The organism is Bacillus sp. JKS001846, from assembly GCF_900176455.1.
Classification (GTDB): Bacteria; Bacillota; Bacilli; order Bacillales; family Bacillaceae_G; genus Bacillus_A; species Bacillus_A cereus.
In genome coordinates this window covers 598,655-619,097 of the sequence record NZ_FWYG01000001.1, presented here as the reverse complement: position 1 = coordinate 619,097, position 20,443 = coordinate 598,655, and the positions used below count along the sequence as shown (strand labels likewise).

The window sequence follows — 20,443 nt, the reverse complement described above, 5'->3', positions numbered from 1 at the left end:
ATACCATATGTTATGAGCCTGTAAATAAACATCATAATTTTCAGATAAATATATTTTCAAAAAAAATTACGTTAGACTATAAAGGGTGGGGTATTAATGGACTCACAAGTGATTTATGCCATTTTGGCATCATTCATCACTGTACTCGTCGTTACTCCTTTAGTTATTAAATTAGCTTTTAAAATAGGAGCGACAGATAAGCCAAACGCACGTAAAGTGCACCAAAAGATTATGCCACGTCTTGGCGGGTTGGCAATATTTATTGGTGTAGCTGTAGGATTTGTTGTCGGCGGCTTATATGAACAAAGAATGTTATCGATAACGCTAGGTGCGATTATCATTGTAATCATCGGAATTTTAGATGATATGTACGAGTTATCTGCGAGAGTAAAATTCGGTGGGCAACTGTTAGTTGCCATTATGATTGTAAAAAGTGGATTATTAGTGCAAGTATTATATATCCCATTCCTTGGGGATACTGAACTTGGATGGCTTGCTTATCCAATTACAGTATTTTGGCTTGTAGGTATTACGAATGCAATCAACTTAATTGACGGCTTAGATGGATTATCTGCTGGGATTTCATCTATCGTACTTGCAACGCTAGCATATATGGCCTTCACTAGCCCATGGGGTACTGGAACAGCTATTATCTTGCCACTTGCATTAATTATATTAGCAAGTACAATTGGATTTTTATTCTACAACTTCCATCCAGCAAAAATTTTCATGGGAGATACAGGAGCACTATTTTTAGGATACTGTATTTCTGTTATATCGTTACTTGGATTATACAAAAGTGTAACGTTATTCAGTTTTATCGTTCCAATTATCATTTTAGGTGTACCTATATTTGATACGATATTTGCAATCATCCGTCGTATCGTAAATAAAAAACCTATTTCAGCACCAGATAAATCACATTTACATCACCGCTTACTTGCAATGGGATTCTCTCATCGCAAAACGGTACTAATTATATACGCATTCGGTATTTTCTTTAGTGTAAATGCCATTATTTTCACTAGTGCAACGTTATGGTTATCCATTATTCTTCTTTTCGCTTTGATTTTCTTCACAGAAATCATCGCTGAAATAATCGGGCTTGTACATGAACGCTACAAACCAATCATTTCCTTTTATAAAAAAGTGAAAAAACGCGAAGACTAATTGTAGTATAGCCTTTTCAATTATGAAATATTCAAATAGCATCCTCTTTCTTATAAGAGGATGCTATTTTTTATTCTCATTTTATATTTCCAAAATATAGATTGTTTGAGAGTTCCTCTATTGGAGAAAGATATACATAATAAGAAAAGTATCAAGTTTTCTTTTTACATCTTGATTGTCAAACTGAGGGTGAATGTTATGATCAAGCGAGTATTTCAATGTATTATTTTATTTTTAACGATTACTATGTACGTATCATCTAATACTGAAGCAACAACTGTTATTCCTGCTGAATATCATCCAAATACTGAAACAACTTCTCCTACACAAAAAATTGCGTACTTAACATTTGATGACGGGCCAAACAAATATACTACACAAATTTTAAACATCTTAAAAGAAAAGAACGGAAAAGCAACTTTCTTTGTTATTGGCGGAAAAGTGCCACATTACACAAAAACAATGCAACGATTAATTAAAGAAGGACATTATATCGGGCTCCACAGCATGTCACATGATGTAAAACGCCTTTACACTGGTGACCCTTCCACTTTAATTGCAGAAATGGAGCAAACACAAAGCATTGTCCAGCAAGTTACGAAATTAAATACACATCTCGTTCGCGTTCCATATGGTAGTATGCCTTACTTAAAAAAGAATTACCGTGACGCACTTGTATCGGCCCAGTATAAAATGTGGGATTGGACGATCGATACATACGACTGGAAAAGCTATGACAATCCTTCTGCCATACTCGAAAGAGTACGTAACCAAAGTGATGAACAAGTCGAAGTCATTTTAATGCATGATTCGAGTGTAACCGTACAAATACTGCCAAAAGTAATTGATTATTTACAGTCACAAGGATACAAACTTCTTCCCTATAATCCTTCTTCTCATCTCAAGGTGAATTTTTGGAAAGACACAAGATTGTAACAGCTTTAGTGCCTATGTGCTAAAGCTGTTTTATTTTTCTCTTCCCACCCTTCCCATTTTTGTGTAAAATTTTAAATAGTGATGAAGTTTCGAGGTGAATAGAAATGAAACGAATAGATCTCATTTTTAACGCAATACAAAAAGGCAATTATACAGAAGGTGTAACCGCATCAGAACTCGCTACATTTCTGCAACTAGATCGCGCCAATGTAAGTAGCGATTTAAACAAACTTGTAAAAGATAAACGTTTATTAAAAACAAATACGCGACCTGTTCGTTTTTACATAGAAACGAACACTTCGTTGGAAACGCATTCAAAAGACATAACTTCATTAGATACATTTGCAATTGAAAATACGAGCCTTAAAATTGCAATTGAAAAAGCGAAAGCTTCTATTCTCTATCCTCCAAACGGTATGCATACTTTACTATTGGGAGAAACAGGGGTCGGAAAGTCTATGTTTGCTTCTTTAATGCACGAATATGCAATTGAAGTTGAACAGCTTCCAAAAGATGCACCATTTATCGTATTTAACTGTGCTGATTATGCAAATAATCCACAGTTACTACTCGGGCAATTATTTGGGATTAAAAAAGGAGCTTATACAGGAGCAAGTGATCAAAAAGGGTTAATTGAAAAAGCACATGAAGGAATTCTTTTCTTAGATGAAGTACATCGCCTGCCTCCAGAGGGACAAGAAATGCTTTTCACCTTTATTGACCGCGGAGTATACCGCCGCCTTGGAGAAACAGAGAACGAACGTAAAGCACAAGTATTAATCATTACTGCAACAACAGAAGAACCAAATTCATTTTTATTAAAAACATTTACAAGACGTATACCAATGACTGTTACGCTGCCACCACTTCGTGAGCGTACACATAAAGAGCGCTTTGCTTTACTACAGCTATTTTTCACAAATGAAGCAATTCGTCTACGAAAAGACATTCACGTTAGCCCAAATGCAATGCGTGCTTTCGTCTTTTACAATTGTCCCAATAACATTGGTCAATTAAAAACAGATGTTCAAATTGCCTGTGCGAAAGCCTATTCTGATTTGGTCACAAAGAAACGTGATTCTGTCTATGTTTCAAGTACAGATTTACCTTGGTATATGAAAGAAGGGTTGTTCATTGAAAGGAAGAGCCGTCACTTATACCAAATACCAAATGAAACATTTGTATTTACAGGTGAGGAAGGTTGGAGTAATCATAAAACAGAAGATGAAAAACGCTCCTCTATTTACGATTATATTGATTATAAATACGAAGAACTTCAAGCACGTGGTATTGAAGAGGAAGAATTAGAATTACTAATAGAAAATGATGTTCAAAGCTTTTTCGTACAATATTTTAACCAAATATCAAAAAAAACAAGCCATGAAAATGTTTTTAAAATTGTGGATCGTAATATCGTTTCCGTATGTGAAAAAATAGCGGAACTTGCTGAAAAGCATTTATCTAAGACGTTTGATGAAAAAGTATTTCTCGCTTTAAGTTTACATGTACAGACAACTCTACAACGTTTACAAAGCGGAAAACAAATACATCACCCACAATTAAATCAGATTCGTACGAAATATAAAGAAGCTTTTTCCGTAGCTATGCAATGCATTCAACTACTGGAGGAAGAATTACAAATAACAATGCCTATTGATGAAGCTGGCTTTTTAACAATGTTCTTCGTTGTTGATCCAATTCCTGCCTCACAAACAGAAGTAAAAGTATTAATATTAGCACACGGTAATGGCATCGCAACTGAAATGGCAAACGTCGCAAACGAACTTCTCGGCATTGAGGAAGTAACCGGTATTGATATGCCGTTACACGAATCACCGAAAGATTTCTTGGAACGTGTGAAAGTGTATATGAAAACACTACAAAATGTAAATGGGCTTCTCTTACTTGTCGATATGGGGTCACTTGCTTATATCGGTGACATATTAGAAACGGAGTTCAAAATCCCTGTACGTGTTCTCTCGATGACGAGCACACCACACGCACTAGAAGCAGCTCGAAAAGCTCAGCTCGGTTATTCATTAGATGCGCTGTATGAAACAGTAAAAAATTTAACACCATTTTACTTAAACGTACAAGAAGAAAAGAAAAAACCTCTCTCTCCAATGAAATCTGTTATTTTAACAGCTTGCTTAACTGGTGAAGGAAGTGCTTTAGCTATTCAAAAAATGTTAGAGAACTATTTACGATTTGATAAAGACTTAATTGAAATTATACCAATTAGTATCGTCCATGAAAAAGATTTAACGAAAATGATTGAGAACATAAAAAAAGAGCGTAACATCATTTGTATTGTCACGAATTTCGATGTGCAAGTACCATGCTTAACATATCATTTCCAAGACATCGTAAACTACACAGCGATTCAGCCAATTCAAGAATTAATTACGTATGAAGAAACATATGCAAAAATGGCGGATATTCTTGAACAACAAATGCAGCGTAACGATGGAGCATTACTTATCAAAACAATTCGTTACGCATTAAATACAATTCAGGAATTAATTTCCTTACAGCTAACTCCTGATAGCTTAATGGGTGTTATTCTGCATATGAGCTGTATGGTTGACCGTCTTCAAAAAGGAGAAAGCCTTCTTCCTCACCCTGATAAAGAGAAAAGAAGACAAGATGAGTACTGGATGTATATGAAAGTAAAAAAAGCGTTGCAACCAATTGAAAATACATTTGAAATACAAATACCTGATGACGAAGTATTTTATGTTATGGACTTCTTTATTAAAAATCAGCCTGTGAAAAATTAATCGAGGCCGTTTTTAAAAATATCGACCGTAACGTGAGTTATATCAGCGATTTTCAAAATATATCGATTTACCGACAATAATTGCTAAAACTAGCACCTTATATAATGAGAAAAGGCTGTTCCAACATATGGACAGCCTTTGCCTCTATTTCTTTACTTTTCTAACTCGCCCTCTTATTTCTCCTCTTTTTTGTGATTTCGTATGGACATTAACATATACATTTGCTTGAATAATTTCTTGAAGTAAATGTACGAATGATTTCCCTTGTAAAGGTCCCTCAAAATCCTCTACATTCACTACACCAGTAATACTTCCCTCGTTCAAGCTAATCCCTTGCTCCAGTGGACCATACAAATATAAAACAACAGGACCAATTTGAGTAGACTTCCCTAAATGAATTTGACAAGATGTAACCTTTTCTATATTTTTTAGTATTACTCTGTAATGCAATTTCGTTAAATCATCACTAAAAATAAACTCTGCTACCCCAAAAGCTTCTGTATTTACAGGAGGCACTTCCCTCTTACCTGTTAACCTGGCAAAGAAATGTGTTGTCATAAGGCATTCTCCTTATATAAATTTCCCAGCACTACTTCTACTACTTTATGGTTTAAACATAATCATTTATGACTTTTTCAATTTTAATTACAAAGAAAAGATTCACAAAATCTTTACATTGTGATTGTTCCTGTAGATTGAAAGTCTCTTGTATAATGCACATAGAAAAACATTATAGGAGGTTCCATTGAAAACTAACAAATACACTTTTCATACATTATTAGAGATTTTTCTCGTCTCATTTAAATTAGGACTTACTTCATTCGGCGGTCCTGTCGCTCATCTCGGCTATTTCCACCACGAATACGTGCAAAAAAGAAAATGGATGGATGAACGAAGCTATGGAGATTTAGTAGCACTATGTCAATTCCTTCCCGGTCCTGCCAGCAGTCAAGTCGGTATGGGGGTTGGATTATTACGGGGCGGTCTATTAGGAGCTATTATTTCATGGATTGGATTCACTTTACCGTCTGTGCTTGTTTTGGTTTTCTTCGCCTCATTCCTTAATCAGTTCGATCTTGGAAGTGCTGGCTGGATTCATGGACTAAAACTTGTAGCAGTCGCTATTGTCGCTCATGCCATATGGGGAATGGCGCGAAAGTTAACTCCAGATCGAAATCGTGCAACGATTGCGATTGTAACTGCCGCAATCGCCTTATTATGGCCAAGTAGTTGGACACAAGTCATCCTTATTATAATATGTGGCTTTATCGGTTGGTTTTTATATCGCAACCAACCAATTAGCCAATCTCAAAATATAAGAGTACCTATTTCAAAAAAGATAGTAGTTTCTTGCCTCGTCTTATTCTTTGGACTATTACTACTGCTACCAATATTAAGACCGTTCTCTTATTACATCGCTTTATTTGACAGTTTCTATCGCTCTGGCGCACTTGTATTTGGAGGAGGACACGTCGTGCTGCCCCTTCTTGAAGGTGAGTTCGTACAAAACGGAATGATGACGAAAGAACAGTTCCTAGCTGGATACGGATTAACACAAGCAGTACCAGGACCACTATTTACATTCGCCTCTTATATAGGAGCAGTGTTAAACGGGACGCTTGGGGCAATAATCGCAACAATTGCGATTTTCCTCCCTGCTTTCTTACTCGTTATTGGTGTTTTACCATTTTGGAACAATGTGAGAAAAATATCATTCATACAAGGCGCACTACTTGGTGTTAACGCCGCAGTTGTTGGTATTTTAATTGCCGCTTTTTACGATCCCATTTGGACGAGTACAATTATAAATGCTTCAGATTTCGTTTTCGCTTCGCTTCTTTTTTGCTTACTAGCTTTTTGGAAAGCACCGCCTTGGGTTATCGTTATACTTGGAGCTTTTGGCGGATATATTCTATCCATTTTGTAAATAAAAAACGACGGCATGATGTAGCCGTCGTTTTTCTATTAAAACTTCACAAGTTCTATCCCTTCAGGCAACTCACTCTCTGTTAAAATACGCAATTCCTTCACACGATCCATTACGTAAGAAGAACGCTTCACAAGCTCTGGATCAATATAAGCTGGATGAACCATAATTTCTACCGTTTGTTCACCTTGTACTCTTTCTTTTAACTTCACAAAGTAATCTTCCGTCACACCATCCGCATAAAAGTCACTGTAAAATACATCAGAAAATGGATGCACCGCTCTATCTTCCCCACAACGACGAATTGGAAGATTATATTTAGCTGCTAATCTCTCAAGAACATCGTGTAAGATCGGTAATCCGTGTACATGATGATGACTATCTAAATGAGTTGGTGTTAATCCGTAAGATAGGAATTTCTCAATTTGAGCAGTCCACTCTCTCTCAACTTCTTCTGGATTTATATTCCCTTCCCTTACAACACTTTGTTTATGAAACGATCCGTCGCTACCTACAAGTGATGGTACGTTTCCAAGAAGTGGTTCCCCTGCTGTTAATACGAGATGTACGCCTACTCCGAGTAGGTTATACTCTTTCGCTAAGCGTACCGCATGCTCTGTTCCTGGCATATTCATCATCATCGTCGTTGAATTTACAAGTCCATTTATATGCCCATCAATAATGCCGTAATTTGTACCTTCTGTAAGACCGAAATCATCTGCATTTACAATTAACTTAATCATCATAATACCTCCTAATAGAATAAAAAAAGCGGGCTAAATAGCGCCGCTTTTACTTCTCTACCTTTTTAAAGAACTGTGGAAGATACTCTTTATGTGCTTCCAACATTTCATCTAAAATTTGTTTTGCAACTTTATCTGATGGTACAAGTGGATTGATTGTCATAGCAAGCAGCGCCTTATGATAATCCCCTGTAACAGCAGCTTCAATTGTTGTGCGCTCGAATGATTTAATTTGTTGTACTAAACCGCGAACTGGTACTGGAAGATCTCCAACTGCAATTGGTTTTGGGCCTTCTTTCGTAATAATACAGTTCACTTCAACAGCTGAATCATGTGGTAAGCTTGCAATTGTTCCGTTGTTTCGTGTATTAACAGGCTGGATATCACCTTTATTATTGTAAATAGACGTAATTAAGCTACATGCTGCATCACTATAATAAGCTCCGCCACGTTTTTCTAATTGTGGTGGTTTAATATCTAAGTTCGGGTCTTTATATAACTCAAATAAATCATTTTCTAATTGTTTTACTACTTCTGCACGTGTACCTTTTTCAACAGAAGCCTCTTTCTCTTCTTCTAACATTTCACGTGTTTTGTAGTAGTAACGATGGTATGGACATGGAATTGCACGAAGGCCGCGAATAAAGTCTGGTTCCCAGTTAAGCGCTGCGATATTTTCCATCGTAATTTGTTTTTCTGGATCTGTCACAAGCTCTAACACACGATCCATTACACTTACGCCATCTAAGTATACATCTAGTCCGTATACCATATGATTTAAACCTGCGAAATCAACGTGAACACGACTTGCATCTACTTCAAGTAATCTGGCAAGACCCATGCGGATTCCGATTGGAACGTTACATAGACCAACTACTCTTTGAATATTTGTATAACGAAGGACAGCCTCTGTTACCATACCAGCTGGATTTGCAAAGTTAATTAACCATGCATTCGGACAGAGCTCCTCCATATCTTTACAAATATCTAAAATAACAGGAATCGTTCTCAACGCTTTGAATAGACCACCAGGACCATTTGTTTCCTGACCGATTACATCATATTTTAACGGGATTGCTTCATCTTTTGCACGTGCTTCTAATAAACCAACGCGAAGTTGTGTTGTTACGAAGTCAGCATCTTTTAATGCCTCACGGCGATCAAGTGTTAAATGTACCTCGATTGGTAAACCTGATTTTTTCACCATACGTTTTGCTAAGTTACCAACGATTTCTAACTTTTCTTTTCCTGCCTCAATATCTACTAACCAAATTTCACGAACAGGAAGCTCATCATAACGCTTAATAAATCCTTCAATTAACTCTGGTGTATAACTAGATCCACCGCCGATTGTAGCAATTTTAATTCCAGTCATGCTTTATTCCCCTTTCGCTTCAAGTTTTTTATAAAGATCGATAAACTCTGCTGCTAATTCTTTCACTGTAATCGCATTCATTAAATGATCTTGTGCGTGAATTAAAAGAACACTAACCTCTGTTTTTTCTCCTCTTGCTTCTGATTGTATGAGCTCTGTTTGGAAATGATGCGCTTCATTAATCGCTTCTTTCGCCTTTACCATCGCTTCATCTGCTTCTACCATTTTCCCCTGTTTGGCAAATTGAAGTGCCTCCATCGCAAAGCTTCGTGCGTTACCACTATTTAAAATCAATTGGAATGGAATTTGTTCTGCTGTAGTCATTATAATTACCGCCCTCTCTATAAGGTTCAACCGATTTAAATACCCCTTCAGTTTGAACATGTCTATTAAATTATTATTTTATTAATGATAGTTTAGTGTTCATATAGATGTTTTTCATCTTTTTGAACATGATATAAAGGTAATTGTTCTCACAGACACTGTTGCCTGTGAGAACAATTACTATGTTACATAGGTACAGAGTTGTTGTTTCCTTGTGCTGCTTTCTCAGTACGGATAACTGAACGATCGCATGCGACAACAAATGGGAAATAGATTATCATTGCAAGTATAAAATTAAATATTTGTAAAATGGCACCTGAAATATGTCCACCTGTTACAAGATAACCACTAATAATCGGTGGCACGTTCCAAGGAACCATTGCAACAGTTTTTGGCACCCAACCAAAGTAAATTGCTGTGTAAGAAGTAATAACCAAAATAACTGGTGTTAAAATAAATGGAATAAACAAAATTGGGTTTAAGACAATTGGTGTACCAAAGATGACTGGTTCATTAATATTAAATGCACTTGGTCCAAGCGATAACCTTGATACCCCACGTAGTTGTGCACTTTTAGCTATAATTAATATTACTACCAGAAATGCTAATGTTGCACCCGAACCACCAAGGTATACAAAAGTATCAAAAAATGGTTTTGTAACAATATTGGGAACCTCAAATGCGGATGTCCCACTTTGGAATAGACTTATATTTTTCTCCAATGCTGGCAAATATAACGGTTCGATAATCCCTCCAACAATATTGGGTCCATGCAAACCAAAGAACCAAAGAAGATGTAGTAATAGAGCAATTACAATTGCACTTGGTAATGTTCCCACTAAACCTTGTAATGGTACTTGTAGTGTATTAAAAATAAATTCATGAACACTAGTACCTGATAATTTCACCGCTAATTGAATACTTGCAACCAAAGTTAAAATAACAAATGCTGGTACTAACGCTGCAAATGATTTCATTACTGCAGGTGGAACACCCTCTGGCATTTTTATTGTAAAGTTTCTTTGTACAAAAAAGCGAAACGCCTCTGTAACAAAAATTGCAACAATTAATGATACAAATAACCCTTGTGCACCTGTCCAAAGAAAACTTAGTCCACCTTCTTTAGGAGTTGTTGGTGTAAAAATAATTAACGCACCAAATGAAATAAGCCCCGCTGACAATCCGTCAACTCCATATGATTTTGCTAAATTGTAACTCGTAGTTACCGCAACCATCAAAGCTAATACCCCGAAGGAACCTGTCCACATGCCACCACCAATTTGTTTCCACGTTTCACCGAATAAATCTTTCATAAAATCTTGGAACGCCGGAATTGGTAAACCATTAACCAATATTGCCATCGAACCTACTAAAATAAGTGGCATAACTGCAATAAATCCGTCTCGGATCGCAGCTAAATGACGTTGCGATCCGATTTTGCCAGCGACAGGAACAATATACTTCTCCATAAATGCAATAAACTTTTGCATTTCGCTTCCCCCCTAATTATTTTTTAAGTGTTAATGCGTGATCTAAAACTGCTTCTCCATTCATCATGCCGTAGTGCATTGGATTGATAACGTCGATTCCAACGTTTTTCTCATCAGCAAGCGTTTTCATTGAAGAGAGCATGTAACGAACTTGTGGTCCTAGTAATAATACATCTGCTTGATCGATATTCGTTTTTACTGCATCCCCAGATACAGCCCAAATCTTGCCTTCTAAACCGCGAGCTTTTGCAGCCGCTTCCATTTTTGTAACTAGTAAACTTGTAGACATCCCTGCTGAGCAACATAATAAAATATTCATTTGAAAATCCCCCTTGTATAGTATAAAAAATTTATGTTATTTATTTTTCTTTACGCTATTTACCAATGCAATTAGCGTGCCAACTTTTTAAAATCAATAAAATCAGTGCTTTTCCAAGCATTTTCTTTGTGTGTTAACGTTTTCAATTGGTGTGTCGTTCAAAAATCACACAGTGTGTTATAAAACAACACACTTTTAACACATAACTGTATGAAAATAGATTAGTGTTTAGTTGCAAGTACAATAGTATTCTTTCTTATTTATAAATTCAATATTTCCCTTACTTCCATTAGGCGTCCTTTATTTTTCCTTTTACAACTTATTTTTACCTTTAATATGATAAACATTAAAAAAATTCTCCCTTGCGTTTCTTAAAATATTTAACAAAAATGTACTTACTTTGGTATCTCTAAAAACAAATAGATAAGAATGTACTTTATATAAAAATCACTTGATATTATTCAAAAAAATATAGAGTAATTTTCTTTCCCCCTATAAACCTCCTTATAGGAAAAAAGAAAATTACTCTATAAAATTAATCATTTCATATTTACCAGAATCAATAATATAAATCAAAAATATTTCTTATGCTATCAAAATTATTAGTATACTTATCAAATAATCCTACTGACAATCAACCTGGAAATATCTAACATAAAATTAGGTATCCATATTATTAAATATACGAAATGTTCACACGTTAAAAAGACGACTAATACTTTTTATCACATAATTTAAAATCAAAGAAGAATTCATCTTATAAAATGAGTATTTATATCCATTTCTACACAAACTATTAACAAATCTCATGATATATGAAAGGTATTAGCTATATAAGTAAGTATAGTAATATTCATTTAGCTTAATAAAAATATTGAGTCCCATTTATTTGTATCGGATTTTAATAAATCTAAAAGAGGTAATAAAATTGAGACTATACCCGTTACAAAAGATAAATCAACTATAGGTGCATCATCAGATTTAAACCCCATAGGCAGAGAATCATCATAATAACTTAAAATTTTAGACAAACAAAATTTTATAATTTCTAATAATCTAACATCCTTTTCTTCTTGATATAACTTTAATGCTATATGCATGTAACCAGCATAGCCATGACAAAACATGGGAGAATCAAAATTAATATTCTCTTTCCTCTGTGATGGAGCATTACATAAAAGAGCATTTAGAGCTAATGTTTTTACTGTAGATTCTCCGAGATACCTACCACTCAAATATAATGTACTTGCAATTCCACTATTCCCATAACACCAACTAGGCCTGTAAGTATTATCTTTATTATAATTATTACCTTCCGATAAGATAACTTTTTCCGGCCAGGTATTATCATCGTACTTTATCTGTCTTAAAAAATTAATTAATGTTTTAAGCGCAGTTTTTTGATTAGCAACTTCAACACCTTGTTGGCCACAAATAGCAAGTAAACTCATCAGGCCAGATATACCATGAGATATACCTATATCAACATATTCCCCCCAAAAATTTTTATTAACTGAACTGGCTATCTCAGAATTTTTTATCGAATTTATTGAATTAAAATCATGATATATAGAAATTATCCTATTTAAAATGTCTTTTAAAAGTCTTAAGGACTCATCATTCCTTTTAAAATGTAACAAATATCTTGCAATACCTGTCAAACCATTTACTAACTCAAGATTCTTCATAGAAAATTTTTTATAATTATTTGATTTAATAACACTCTCTATAATTACCTTATTCATATCTTTTACTAATTGTACCTCTCCATTCACATTATATAAGCAAAAGTTTAAAAGAGGTAAGCCACTATAAAAAGATATGCCATTAATAGCTTTGTTTTTAGGATTCATTACACGTGATAAAATTTGAATGTTTATTTTATTAAATTCGCTATTAATACTGCTTAATTCATTAAATAGTAAGCAAACTGATAATAAATCATTACTGGGTATTTTATTTAATAAAATTTTCTTCACAGTATCATTAATAACATTATGTATAACTTCCTGCTTAAAAAACTCCTTCATAACAAACACCTTTTCTATTATAAATAATTTTGTTCCCTCCATAATTCTGTATAATACGAATTCGTTTTCAATAAACTTTGATGATCTCCTTCCCCAATAATACAACCATTTTTCATTACAAAAACTTTTGAACAATTAGTAACAAACCTTAATGAATGGGTTATATTAATAGTAGTAATAGAATCATCAAGATTGTCCAATAAATCATTTATTTTTTTTGCCGTTATAGAGTCTAAATTAGATGTCGCCTCATCCAATATAAATATAGAAGGTTTTTTTAACAAACATCTAGCTATAGCTAACCTTTGTCTTTGTCCACTCGATAAATTTGCACCTTTCTCTTCTAAATAAGTGTCATATTTATGTGGTAATTTTTCTATAACATTTTCTAAAGCCACCTTTTTACATACTTCAATAATTTCCTCATCGGTAATATCATTATTCGCCATTTTCAAGTTTTCCTTAATTGTTCCACTAAAGAAAAAGTTTTCTTGTGACATATATACAATTTGGTTTCTAAGATCTGTTTTTTTAAAATTGTTTATTGGTTTCCCTGAAATCAATATATTCCCTTTTTCAATTGAATAATAATTTAACAACAGCTTAGCAATCGTTGTTTTACCAGAACCACTCTCACCTACAAAAGCAACTTTTTCGCCAGACTTAATTTTAAAACTTACATTTGAAAGGACTAAATCTCTTGATCCATATCTAAAATCCACATTTTTAACTTCAATGTATTTAATAGTGTTTAAAGATTGAAGCGAGTTCTCATTTATCTTATCTATTTCTAAATCCAACATTTCCTTAAGTCTATCTCCGGCAACCAATGCACTTTGAATTTTCGGCTGTAAACCTAATAAGCTTTCAATAGGACTAAAAAAATAAATTAACAATGAATTAAATGTAATTAATGTTCCTAAAGATATTTGATGATCTATGACTTTTAAAGCCCCTATCCATAATATAATAATAGTAAAAACACCTTTTATACATTGCTGTATCGTTATCTGTAAACTAGCAGTTGCTGCAAATTTAGTGACTTTATTAATATAATCTCTATATTTTATTTTTAAATCTGCAATAACACTATTTTCTATATTAAAAGATTTTACGTACTCAATACCATTAAGGGTTTCTACCAAATACCCATTGACTTCAGATTCAGAAATAAGAGTATCCCTATTTTTCACTTCTAATACTTTTTTAAAAGAAATAATACAAACAATATACAAAATAATAGGAATCAAGGATACATAAAAAAGGGATGAATTCAACTGATAGAGCACAATTCCACCACTAATTAAAAGAATTGTATCCATCATGAATCCAATAGCTGCTGAAGAAAGAGCATCTCGAATAACGGATGCATCTTGGTACCTTGAAATTACCTCTCCTACCCTTCTGTTTGAAAAAAAATTCATTGGTAAATTAGTAACATGATTATAAACCTTTGACATAAGAGGAATATCAATACGCTTTGAAAAAATAAAAATCATATACTGGCGACTAAAATCAATTATCGCTTTACCAACTACTGCAGAAATTATACCTAAAGATAAAAATCTCAGATTGTTAACTTGATTTAAAGGTAATATTTTATCCACTAAATATTTAAAATAAAAAGAATTAACAATGGCTAATGTTGTAGAAATAATTGAAAATAAAAAAATTAAAAATAATATTTTTTTCTCTCCAACAATAAGCTCAAAAAATAAGCTAAATATACTATTATCATCTTTTTGATTTTTGAAATTAGCATCCGGTTCCAATAGTAAAACATAACCTGTCCATAACTCATTAAATTGAGTAAGAGAGAGGATTCTTAATCCAACTTGCGGATCAGAAATATACACTTTATTATTTTTTATCTTATTAATCACTACATAATGATTCATACCTTTCAATGGTTCTAAATGTGCTATAAAAGGGTAAAACTGCAAATCAGTTACCTGATTTTTATCTTTGATAAATAACCCTTTCGTATTAAAATTCAACTCTTTTGCAGCCTTTAACATCCCGTAACCACTAGTTCCCATTCGGTCAGTACCAGCAATACTTCTAATAAAGGATATACTCTTTTTTAAGCCATAATGACGGCAAATAATTGCTAAACACGCCGGACCACAATCTCGACTATCCTGTTGGAGAATCTTTTTAACCATAAATTAATTCATTCCTTCGTTCAATGAATTTATATGCGATACTAAATATTTAACACTATGACTTTCTTCCAAATTATGTTTTATTAATTTAATATTCTCTTTTAAATCATCATTTTCTATTAAAAATTTACTGATAGAATACAAACTATTGGAGTTAATTGGATATGTTTTTAAATTTATACCGATTTGTTTTTCACTAATTTGTTGAGCATTTAGAAACTGTTCACTCATTAAAGGATTAACAAGAATCGGTACATCATAGTATAAAGATTCCAATATACTATTATAGCCACCGTGTGTGATAAATAATTTTGCTTTTCTTAAAATGTCCTCCTGATTAACAAAAGATTCTATTCTAATATTATTTGGCAATGTTTTTGTTTTTATAAATGGAGCATTTGCATAGTGGAAACCAATAATAACTTCATAATCTGTGTTCGCAAAAGCATTAATTACATAATTATAAAATGTCATTTTATTTACACCTACAGTACCAGACGAAATCAAAATAACATTTTCTTTAGAGTCATTAAAATCTCTAATATTTTTAAATTTCATGGGTTGTACAATCATAGTATTCGATTCATTTAATTCAGGCTGAAGCAGAGTACCTCCAAAACAGAAATTAAATTCTTCTCCCGGGTCAGTGGTACAAAGTGGGGAAAATGGCCTTACATTAAATTTTTCGCATAAATTTAATGTAATTTCTTCAGTTTTTAACAATAACTCTTGAACTTCATCATCCATAAAATGATCTAAATTCCAATGGAAATAGCCCGATAAAATTTCTCTTGGATTATTTATCAGGTGATCATGATTATATATCATACTTGTAGCATATCCTATTAATTTTACATTCAATTTATCAGCTATAAATCTTCCATAAAGTGCACAAGCATCTCGAATAATTAAATCCGGATTAATTTCCTGAATCAATGGAAGTAAGTATTTTTCATACACCTTTGCACCACTTAACATATATTCAAGAGGTTTCTCCACTTCAATCAACAATTCATTTATATCTTTTTTCTCATTAGGATCGATATATGACCATAGCATTTTATTATGTTCTTGTATAATTTTATTACATTCTTTTTCACAATTTTCGTTATAAAATTTATAATTTATCTTTTCATTTCGGCAAAATGAATCATAATCTTTGTCTAAAAAACAATAAACCTCATTATCTATTACTAATTCGTCTAAAAATTCTTGAATTGCTTTAATATGACTATAGCTTGAATGTGTTAATACTACTATTTTCACTTTTTCCCCCTCCTCATGTAATTGTTGAAGTTGAATATTAATATTCAACTTCAACAACACAAAGTATCCTCATTATGCTCTGCAGCAACCTAATTCCGTATAAGTATTAGATGCATTAGAGTTTCCAGTTAGTGCAGTAAGCCCAGTTATAATACTTGGTAAATTTGTACCCCATTCCGCTGAAGAAGTTCCTCCACCGTTTACTTCCATAAAAATATCATCTTCAAAACTCTCTTCTAAATTAAAATCAGCAGCCTTAATATTTTTTAAATTACCCATTTCTACAACTCCCCTTTTATGAATAGTTTACAAATAACTCCTAAAGATTATGGTAGGTAAAGAAAATATTAAAAAGTTTAACTTCCCACTTTTTTCACCTCCTTTAATGCGGAATAAACTAAAAATTTTTATTTTACTTAGTTAAGTAATCAAACAATAAAAATGCTTATTAAGAATATTCTGTAATAAAAATTATTTTATCAATATTTTACTTTTTTGTAAACATATGAAAAAACTTTCTATCAGAATGCGCTTACATTATAATTATAGAATATATCTATTTATTTTTTTGTAAATATATTCTATAATTTTATATTTTTTTACTTTTACAAAGCAGACATGCTATAATTTATTTGATTAATCTGTTAAATCATTCTAAATTCATCTCGAAATATCATACATGGAGGTATCTATAATGAAAAATGGAACTTTTGCTATTGGAGATACTGTTACAGTTAGATCTCCTTTATTTTCAGCTAATGTAAATGTTATTGGAGAAAAAAAATATAGTTATGCTGATATATTGGATCTTTTTTCAAATCCAATAATTCGAGAAGCTATACTCACAACCAACTTAGCCTTTTATAATATTATAAAAAATAATAAAGGTAACAAGGAACAAATAATCAACACATTTAGTAATTATTTACAAAGAATGTCTATAAGAGCTACCCCTTTAGCCTTGCTATCAAGTGTCTCTTTACAAAATATAAATAACCTCCATAAACTAGAAACAAATGATTTATCTCAGCTAAAAAAGCATACTAGAATTGATATGGATTGGTTATTTGAATTTACAAAACACTTAGAAGACAATTGGGATATACTTTTATTTCTGGATGTAAAAATAAATAACACAATCTTCAAAACATCTAATTATGTAAATAATATATATTTGAGTTATTACGGAAAAAAATATGAAGATATAAAAAAAAATGGAAGTACTACACTTTCATTAAAAAACACCCAGATTCTAGAATATATAATTGATTCTTGTAAGACTTTTACAAATTTTAATAAATTATTTAAAGATCTAAAAGAAATTTCTATCGGTGTGGTGGAACCTCCTGTCATTTTTTCGTTTTTACGAAAACTTATAAATGATGAAATACTTATTACTAATCTGCGTCCTTGCATAGGATCAAATTCAATATTTGAAGATATAATTGATGTATTAAAAGCTATTCCTACCGCTGAGCTATATTACAAAAAACTTCTTTACATTCAAAAATTACTTAACGAGTATGATAATTCGATTATAGGTGAGGGGGAAGAAATATACCTAAAGATTGTAAATACCCTTAAAAAAATAGTTGAATCAAAAAATTATTTACAAGTTGATACAACATTTTCGCCCAAAAATACTGAGGCCATAAAAATAGAATTAAATGACTTAAATTCACTGGCACATTTCCTTTATAAAACTAATATTAAAGACATAGAATCCGTATCACTAAAAGAATATAAGAATAAATTCGTTGAAAAATATGGAACTGAATGTGAAATACCTTTACTAGAACTAATTGATAAAAATAGAGGATTAGGTTACCCTGAATCATATGACATATATGATAAAAATAACCCACAATATAATAACTTAAAACAATATGTTACCGATAAAATAATAAACTGTTATCTTAATGAAAATAATGAAATTTCCCTTATAGACGAAGAGATTGAACAATTAAACCTCAATCAAAATGAATCTAATATTCTAAATTTCGAGCTTAATTTTATGATTAATAATGATTTCAATAAAAATACAAACTATGCCTTCTCGCTAATGCCCAATATTGGATCTATGAGAGCTAATAAAATGGCAGGTCGATTTTTAAACTATTTTAACAGCACCGATAAAGATAATTTAAAATTAATGATAGATGAAGAGAAAAATTTTTTCGATTCTCAAAATTCGCTATTAACTGAATTAACCTATTTTCCCGAAAAAAGCAGAATAGCTAATATATCTCAGACAAATTCTTTTTTAGATTATGAACTTCCTATTGCAACTACATCAAATAAAAACCCAAGCAGTACCATAGAATTAAATGATATTGTTGTTGGCTTATCCTTGGAATCTAAATTTTATTTAAAATCATCAAAATTAAATAAACAGATTATTTGCACTAACTCTCATATGATGAATCCAAATATATGTCATAGCCTATATCAATTTTTATATAAGATTAATCCTTTACCAAAATCATTTACCTTGTTACAAGTGATTTCAGAAATTAAAAATTCACAAATTTATACTCCTAGAATAACCTATAAATCTATTATATTATCACCTAAAACTTGGAATATACCATCTAACTATTTAATAGACAGTGATATCCATGCTTTGCACTCTTCTATATTAAAAATTAAAAAGGATTATAAAATTCCTAATCAAGTCTATTTATTAATAGGTGATAATAGGATATTAATAAACATCAACAATTTTCATGAAATGCACAAAATAAAAAAGCATTTAAAAAAATATTCAAGTGTTTCCTTAACTGAAATAGAACCATTCCTTTTAAATTCAAAAAAAAATCTAAAAATACATGAAATAGTTATTCCCTTTTCACGTGAAGATAAAGAAAATATAAAACTACCTAAAATATCTATCCAAACTAACAAGAGCTATATAGCTAAAAAATATAATCCTTTAGGAAAATGGAGTTATATAAAACTGTATACTTCCGAATATAAACAAAACGAGCTACTAATAAAATACATCAACCCTTTTATCGAGAGATTACAAAAAGAGGGAATAATAGAAAAATTTTTCTTCATAAAATATCTAGATCCTAATCCACATATAAGATTAAGAATTTTATGGTCAAAATCATCTCCAAATCGCTTTGATTTATTGAATGATTTTCTGGAGTTTCTACAAAATAAGGAAATTATCTTCTCCACTGATATATGTTCTTATACTCCTGAAGTAATTCGGTATGGTGGGCCAAATGCCATAGAGGCAGCAGAAACTTATTTCTACCATGATAGTAAATTTATCTCTCAAATTCTAGATGTAACTAAGTTGCAACCTGAACTCGATTTATCTATAATCAGCGTTATAACTTTGCATCACTTTTTAAGTTGCTTTAACTTCACCCTTTCTGAACAAAACAAATTACTTTCTAACAATACTTCACATAAACTGTTCAGAAAAGACTATAGAAACTCTCGAAAATTATTGATGCATTTATCTAACGATAACAATAATTGGATGAATTTAAGAGAAAATAAAAAATACTGTTTTTTATACGAACTCCTTATTCAAAGAGAAGAAGGAATAATTAATTATCGAAAAACTTTAGATTTATTAATAAATAACGGTACTCTTTCCAACAACCTTGAAAACATTGTATTTAGCTGTATCCATATGTATTGCAATAGACTATATGGTACCAATCGAGAAAGTGAACAGAAAGTAGTGACATTAACAAGTCACACAATTAACGATCTCTCTCACTTTAAATCTAATGTTTCATTAGTATAAAACAATTAGATTCAATTTGAAATAATTGCTTTATCTCCCCTTTCAAGTTTGAATTCAAAATCGTGTATTAACCATTCCATTAAAGTATTAATGAGCTATCTATAACAGTAAAATAATTTGTTATGGATAGCTCATTAACAAATCATTCA

General features: G+C 32.0%; 15 protein-coding genes. 5 read left to right on the top strand and 10 right to left on the bottom strand.

What is annotated here, in order from left to right:
• The first annotated feature begins 96 nt into the window (after positions 1-96).
• The 3 genes from B9A45_RS03270 (at position 97) to B9A45_RS03260 (ending at position 4,886) form a co-directional block, all read left to right on the top strand.
• Positions 97-1,170 (top strand): glycosyltransferase family 4 protein, encoded by a 1,074-nt coding sequence (locus B9A45_RS03270; RefSeq protein ID WP_000378319.1) that lies wholly within the window; start codon positions 97-99, stop codon positions 1,168-1,170.
• 198 nt (positions 1,171-1,368) lie between these two features.
• Entirely contained in the window at positions 1,369-2,106 is a 738-nt protein-coding gene (locus B9A45_RS03265) for a polysaccharide deacetylase family protein (RefSeq protein ID WP_000597152.1), read from the top strand.
• A 104-nt stretch (positions 2,107-2,210) separates the two neighbouring features.
• Complete coding sequence (locus tag B9A45_RS03260; protein ID WP_000820967.1) at positions 2,211-4,886, top strand: PRD domain-containing protein; 2,676 nt, start codon at positions 2,211-2,213, stop codon at positions 4,884-4,886.
• Between the two features lie 144 nt (positions 4,887-5,030).
• Here B9A45_RS03260 and exsM read toward each other — a convergent pair whose 3' ends face one another.
• On the bottom strand, positions 5,031-5,444 hold the full coding sequence (gene exsM / locus B9A45_RS03255) for an exosporium regulatory protein ExsM (RefSeq protein ID WP_000207046.1): 414 nt from the start codon (positions 5,442-5,444) through the stop codon (positions 5,031-5,033).
• 187 nt (positions 5,445-5,631) lie between these two features.
• On the opposite strand from exsM, the gene B9A45_RS03250 reads away from it, so the two are divergent.
• Positions 5,632-6,813 (top strand): chromate transporter, encoded by a 1,182-nt coding sequence (locus B9A45_RS03250; protein WP_084063858.1) that lies wholly within the window; start codon positions 5,632-5,634, stop codon positions 6,811-6,813.
• A 38-nt stretch (positions 6,814-6,851) separates the two neighbouring features.
• Here B9A45_RS03250 and chbG read toward each other — a convergent pair whose 3' ends face one another.
• The 9 genes from chbG to B9A45_RS03205 form a co-directional block, all read right to left on the bottom strand.
• On the bottom strand, positions 6,852-7,556 hold the full coding sequence (gene chbG / locus B9A45_RS03245; RefSeq protein WP_084063857.1) for a chitin disaccharide deacetylase: 705 nt from the start codon (positions 7,554-7,556) through the stop codon (positions 6,852-6,854).
• A gap of 49 nt (positions 7,557-7,605) precedes the next feature.
• Positions 7,606-8,931 carry a 6-phospho-beta-glucosidase gene (gene celF / locus B9A45_RS03240; protein WP_000145762.1) on the bottom strand — a complete coding sequence of 442 codons (1,326 nt, stop codon included), beginning with the start codon at positions 8,929-8,931 and terminating at the stop codon, positions 7,606-7,608.
• 3 nt (positions 8,932-8,934) lie between these two features.
• Positions 8,935-9,258 carry a PTS lactose/cellobiose transporter subunit IIA gene (locus B9A45_RS03235; protein ID WP_000989059.1) on the bottom strand — a complete coding sequence of 108 codons (324 nt, stop codon included), beginning with the start codon at positions 9,256-9,258 and terminating at the stop codon, positions 8,935-8,937.
• Between the two features lie 182 nt (positions 9,259-9,440).
• Positions 9,441-10,745, bottom strand: coding sequence for a PTS cellobiose transporter subunit IIC (gene celB / locus B9A45_RS03230; protein WP_001168838.1), 1,305 nt, complete (start codon positions 10,743-10,745; stop codon positions 9,441-9,443).
• Between the two features lie 16 nt (positions 10,746-10,761).
• Positions 10,762-11,064 (bottom strand): PTS sugar transporter subunit IIB, encoded by a 303-nt coding sequence (locus B9A45_RS03225; protein ID WP_001023567.1) that lies wholly within the window; start codon positions 11,062-11,064, stop codon positions 10,762-10,764.
• An 857-nt stretch (positions 11,065-11,921) separates the two neighbouring features.
• On the bottom strand, positions 11,922-13,094 hold the full coding sequence (locus B9A45_RS03220; RefSeq protein WP_053513800.1) for a lanthionine synthetase C family protein: 1,173 nt from the start codon (positions 13,092-13,094) through the stop codon (positions 11,922-11,924).
• 17 nt (positions 13,095-13,111) lie between these two features.
• On the bottom strand, positions 13,112-15,259 hold the full coding sequence (locus B9A45_RS03215; RefSeq protein WP_002062627.1) for a peptidase domain-containing ABC transporter: 2,148 nt from the start codon (positions 15,257-15,259) through the stop codon (positions 13,112-13,114).
• A gap of 3 nt (positions 15,260-15,262) precedes the next feature.
• Complete coding sequence (locus B9A45_RS03210; protein WP_053513798.1) at positions 15,263-16,525, bottom strand: glycosyltransferase; 1,263 nt, start codon at positions 16,523-16,525, stop codon at positions 15,263-15,265.
• Between the two features lie 72 nt (positions 16,526-16,597).
• Complete coding sequence (locus B9A45_RS03205) at positions 16,598-16,804, bottom strand: hypothetical protein (RefSeq protein WP_000527384.1); 207 nt, start codon at positions 16,802-16,804, stop codon at positions 16,598-16,600.
• Positions 16,805-17,219: 415 nt separating this feature from the next.
• On the opposite strand from B9A45_RS03205, the gene B9A45_RS03200 reads away from it, so the two are divergent.
• Complete coding sequence (locus B9A45_RS03200) at positions 17,220-20,294, top strand: lantibiotic dehydratase (protein ID WP_000788472.1); 3,075 nt, start codon at positions 17,220-17,222, stop codon at positions 20,292-20,294.
• Positions 20,295-20,443: the final 149 nt, after the last annotated feature.

What these genes read in the sequence shown, in the direction of transcription:
- B9A45_RS03270 (WP_000378319.1), top strand. Translation starts at nt 97, where the DNA reads ATGGACTCACAAGTGATTTATGCCATTTTGGCATCATTCATCACTGTA.
- B9A45_RS03265 (WP_000597152.1), top strand. Translation starts at nt 1,369, where the DNA reads ATGATCAAGCGAGTATTTCAATGTATTATTTTATTTTTAACGATTACT.
- B9A45_RS03260 (WP_000820967.1), top strand. Translation starts at nt 2,211, where the DNA reads ATGAAACGAATAGATCTCATTTTTAACGCAATACAAAAAGGCAATTAT.
- exsM (WP_000207046.1), bottom strand. Translation starts at nt 5,444, where the DNA reads ATGACAACACATTTCTTTGCCAGGTTAACAGGTAAGAGGGAAGTGCCT.
- chbG (WP_084063857.1), bottom strand. Translation starts at nt 7,556, where the DNA reads ATGATTAAGTTAATTGTAAATGCAGATGATTTCGGTCTTACAGAAGGT.
- celF (WP_000145762.1), bottom strand. Translation starts at nt 8,931, where the DNA reads ATGACTGGAATTAAAATTGCTACAATCGGCGGTGGATCTAGTTATACA.
- celB (WP_001168838.1), bottom strand. Translation starts at nt 10,745, where the DNA reads ATGCAAAAGTTTATTGCATTTATGGAGAAGTATATTGTTCCTGTCGCT.
- B9A45_RS03225 (WP_001023567.1), bottom strand. Translation starts at nt 11,064, where the DNA reads ATGAATATTTTATTATGTTGCTCAGCAGGGATGTCTACAAGTTTACTA.
- B9A45_RS03220 (WP_053513800.1), bottom strand. Translation starts at nt 13,094, where the DNA reads ATGAAGGAGTTTTTTAAGCAGGAAGTTATACATAATGTTATTAATGAT.
- B9A45_RS03215 (WP_002062627.1), bottom strand. Translation starts at nt 15,259, where the DNA reads ATGGTTAAAAAGATTCTCCAACAGGATAGTCGAGATTGTGGTCCGGCG.
- B9A45_RS03205 (WP_000527384.1), bottom strand. Translation starts at nt 16,804, where the DNA reads ATGGGTAATTTAAAAAATATTAAGGCTGCTGATTTTAATTTAGAAGAG.
- B9A45_RS03200 (WP_000788472.1), top strand. Translation starts at nt 17,220, where the DNA reads ATGAAAAATGGAACTTTTGCTATTGGAGATACTGTTACAGTTAGATCT.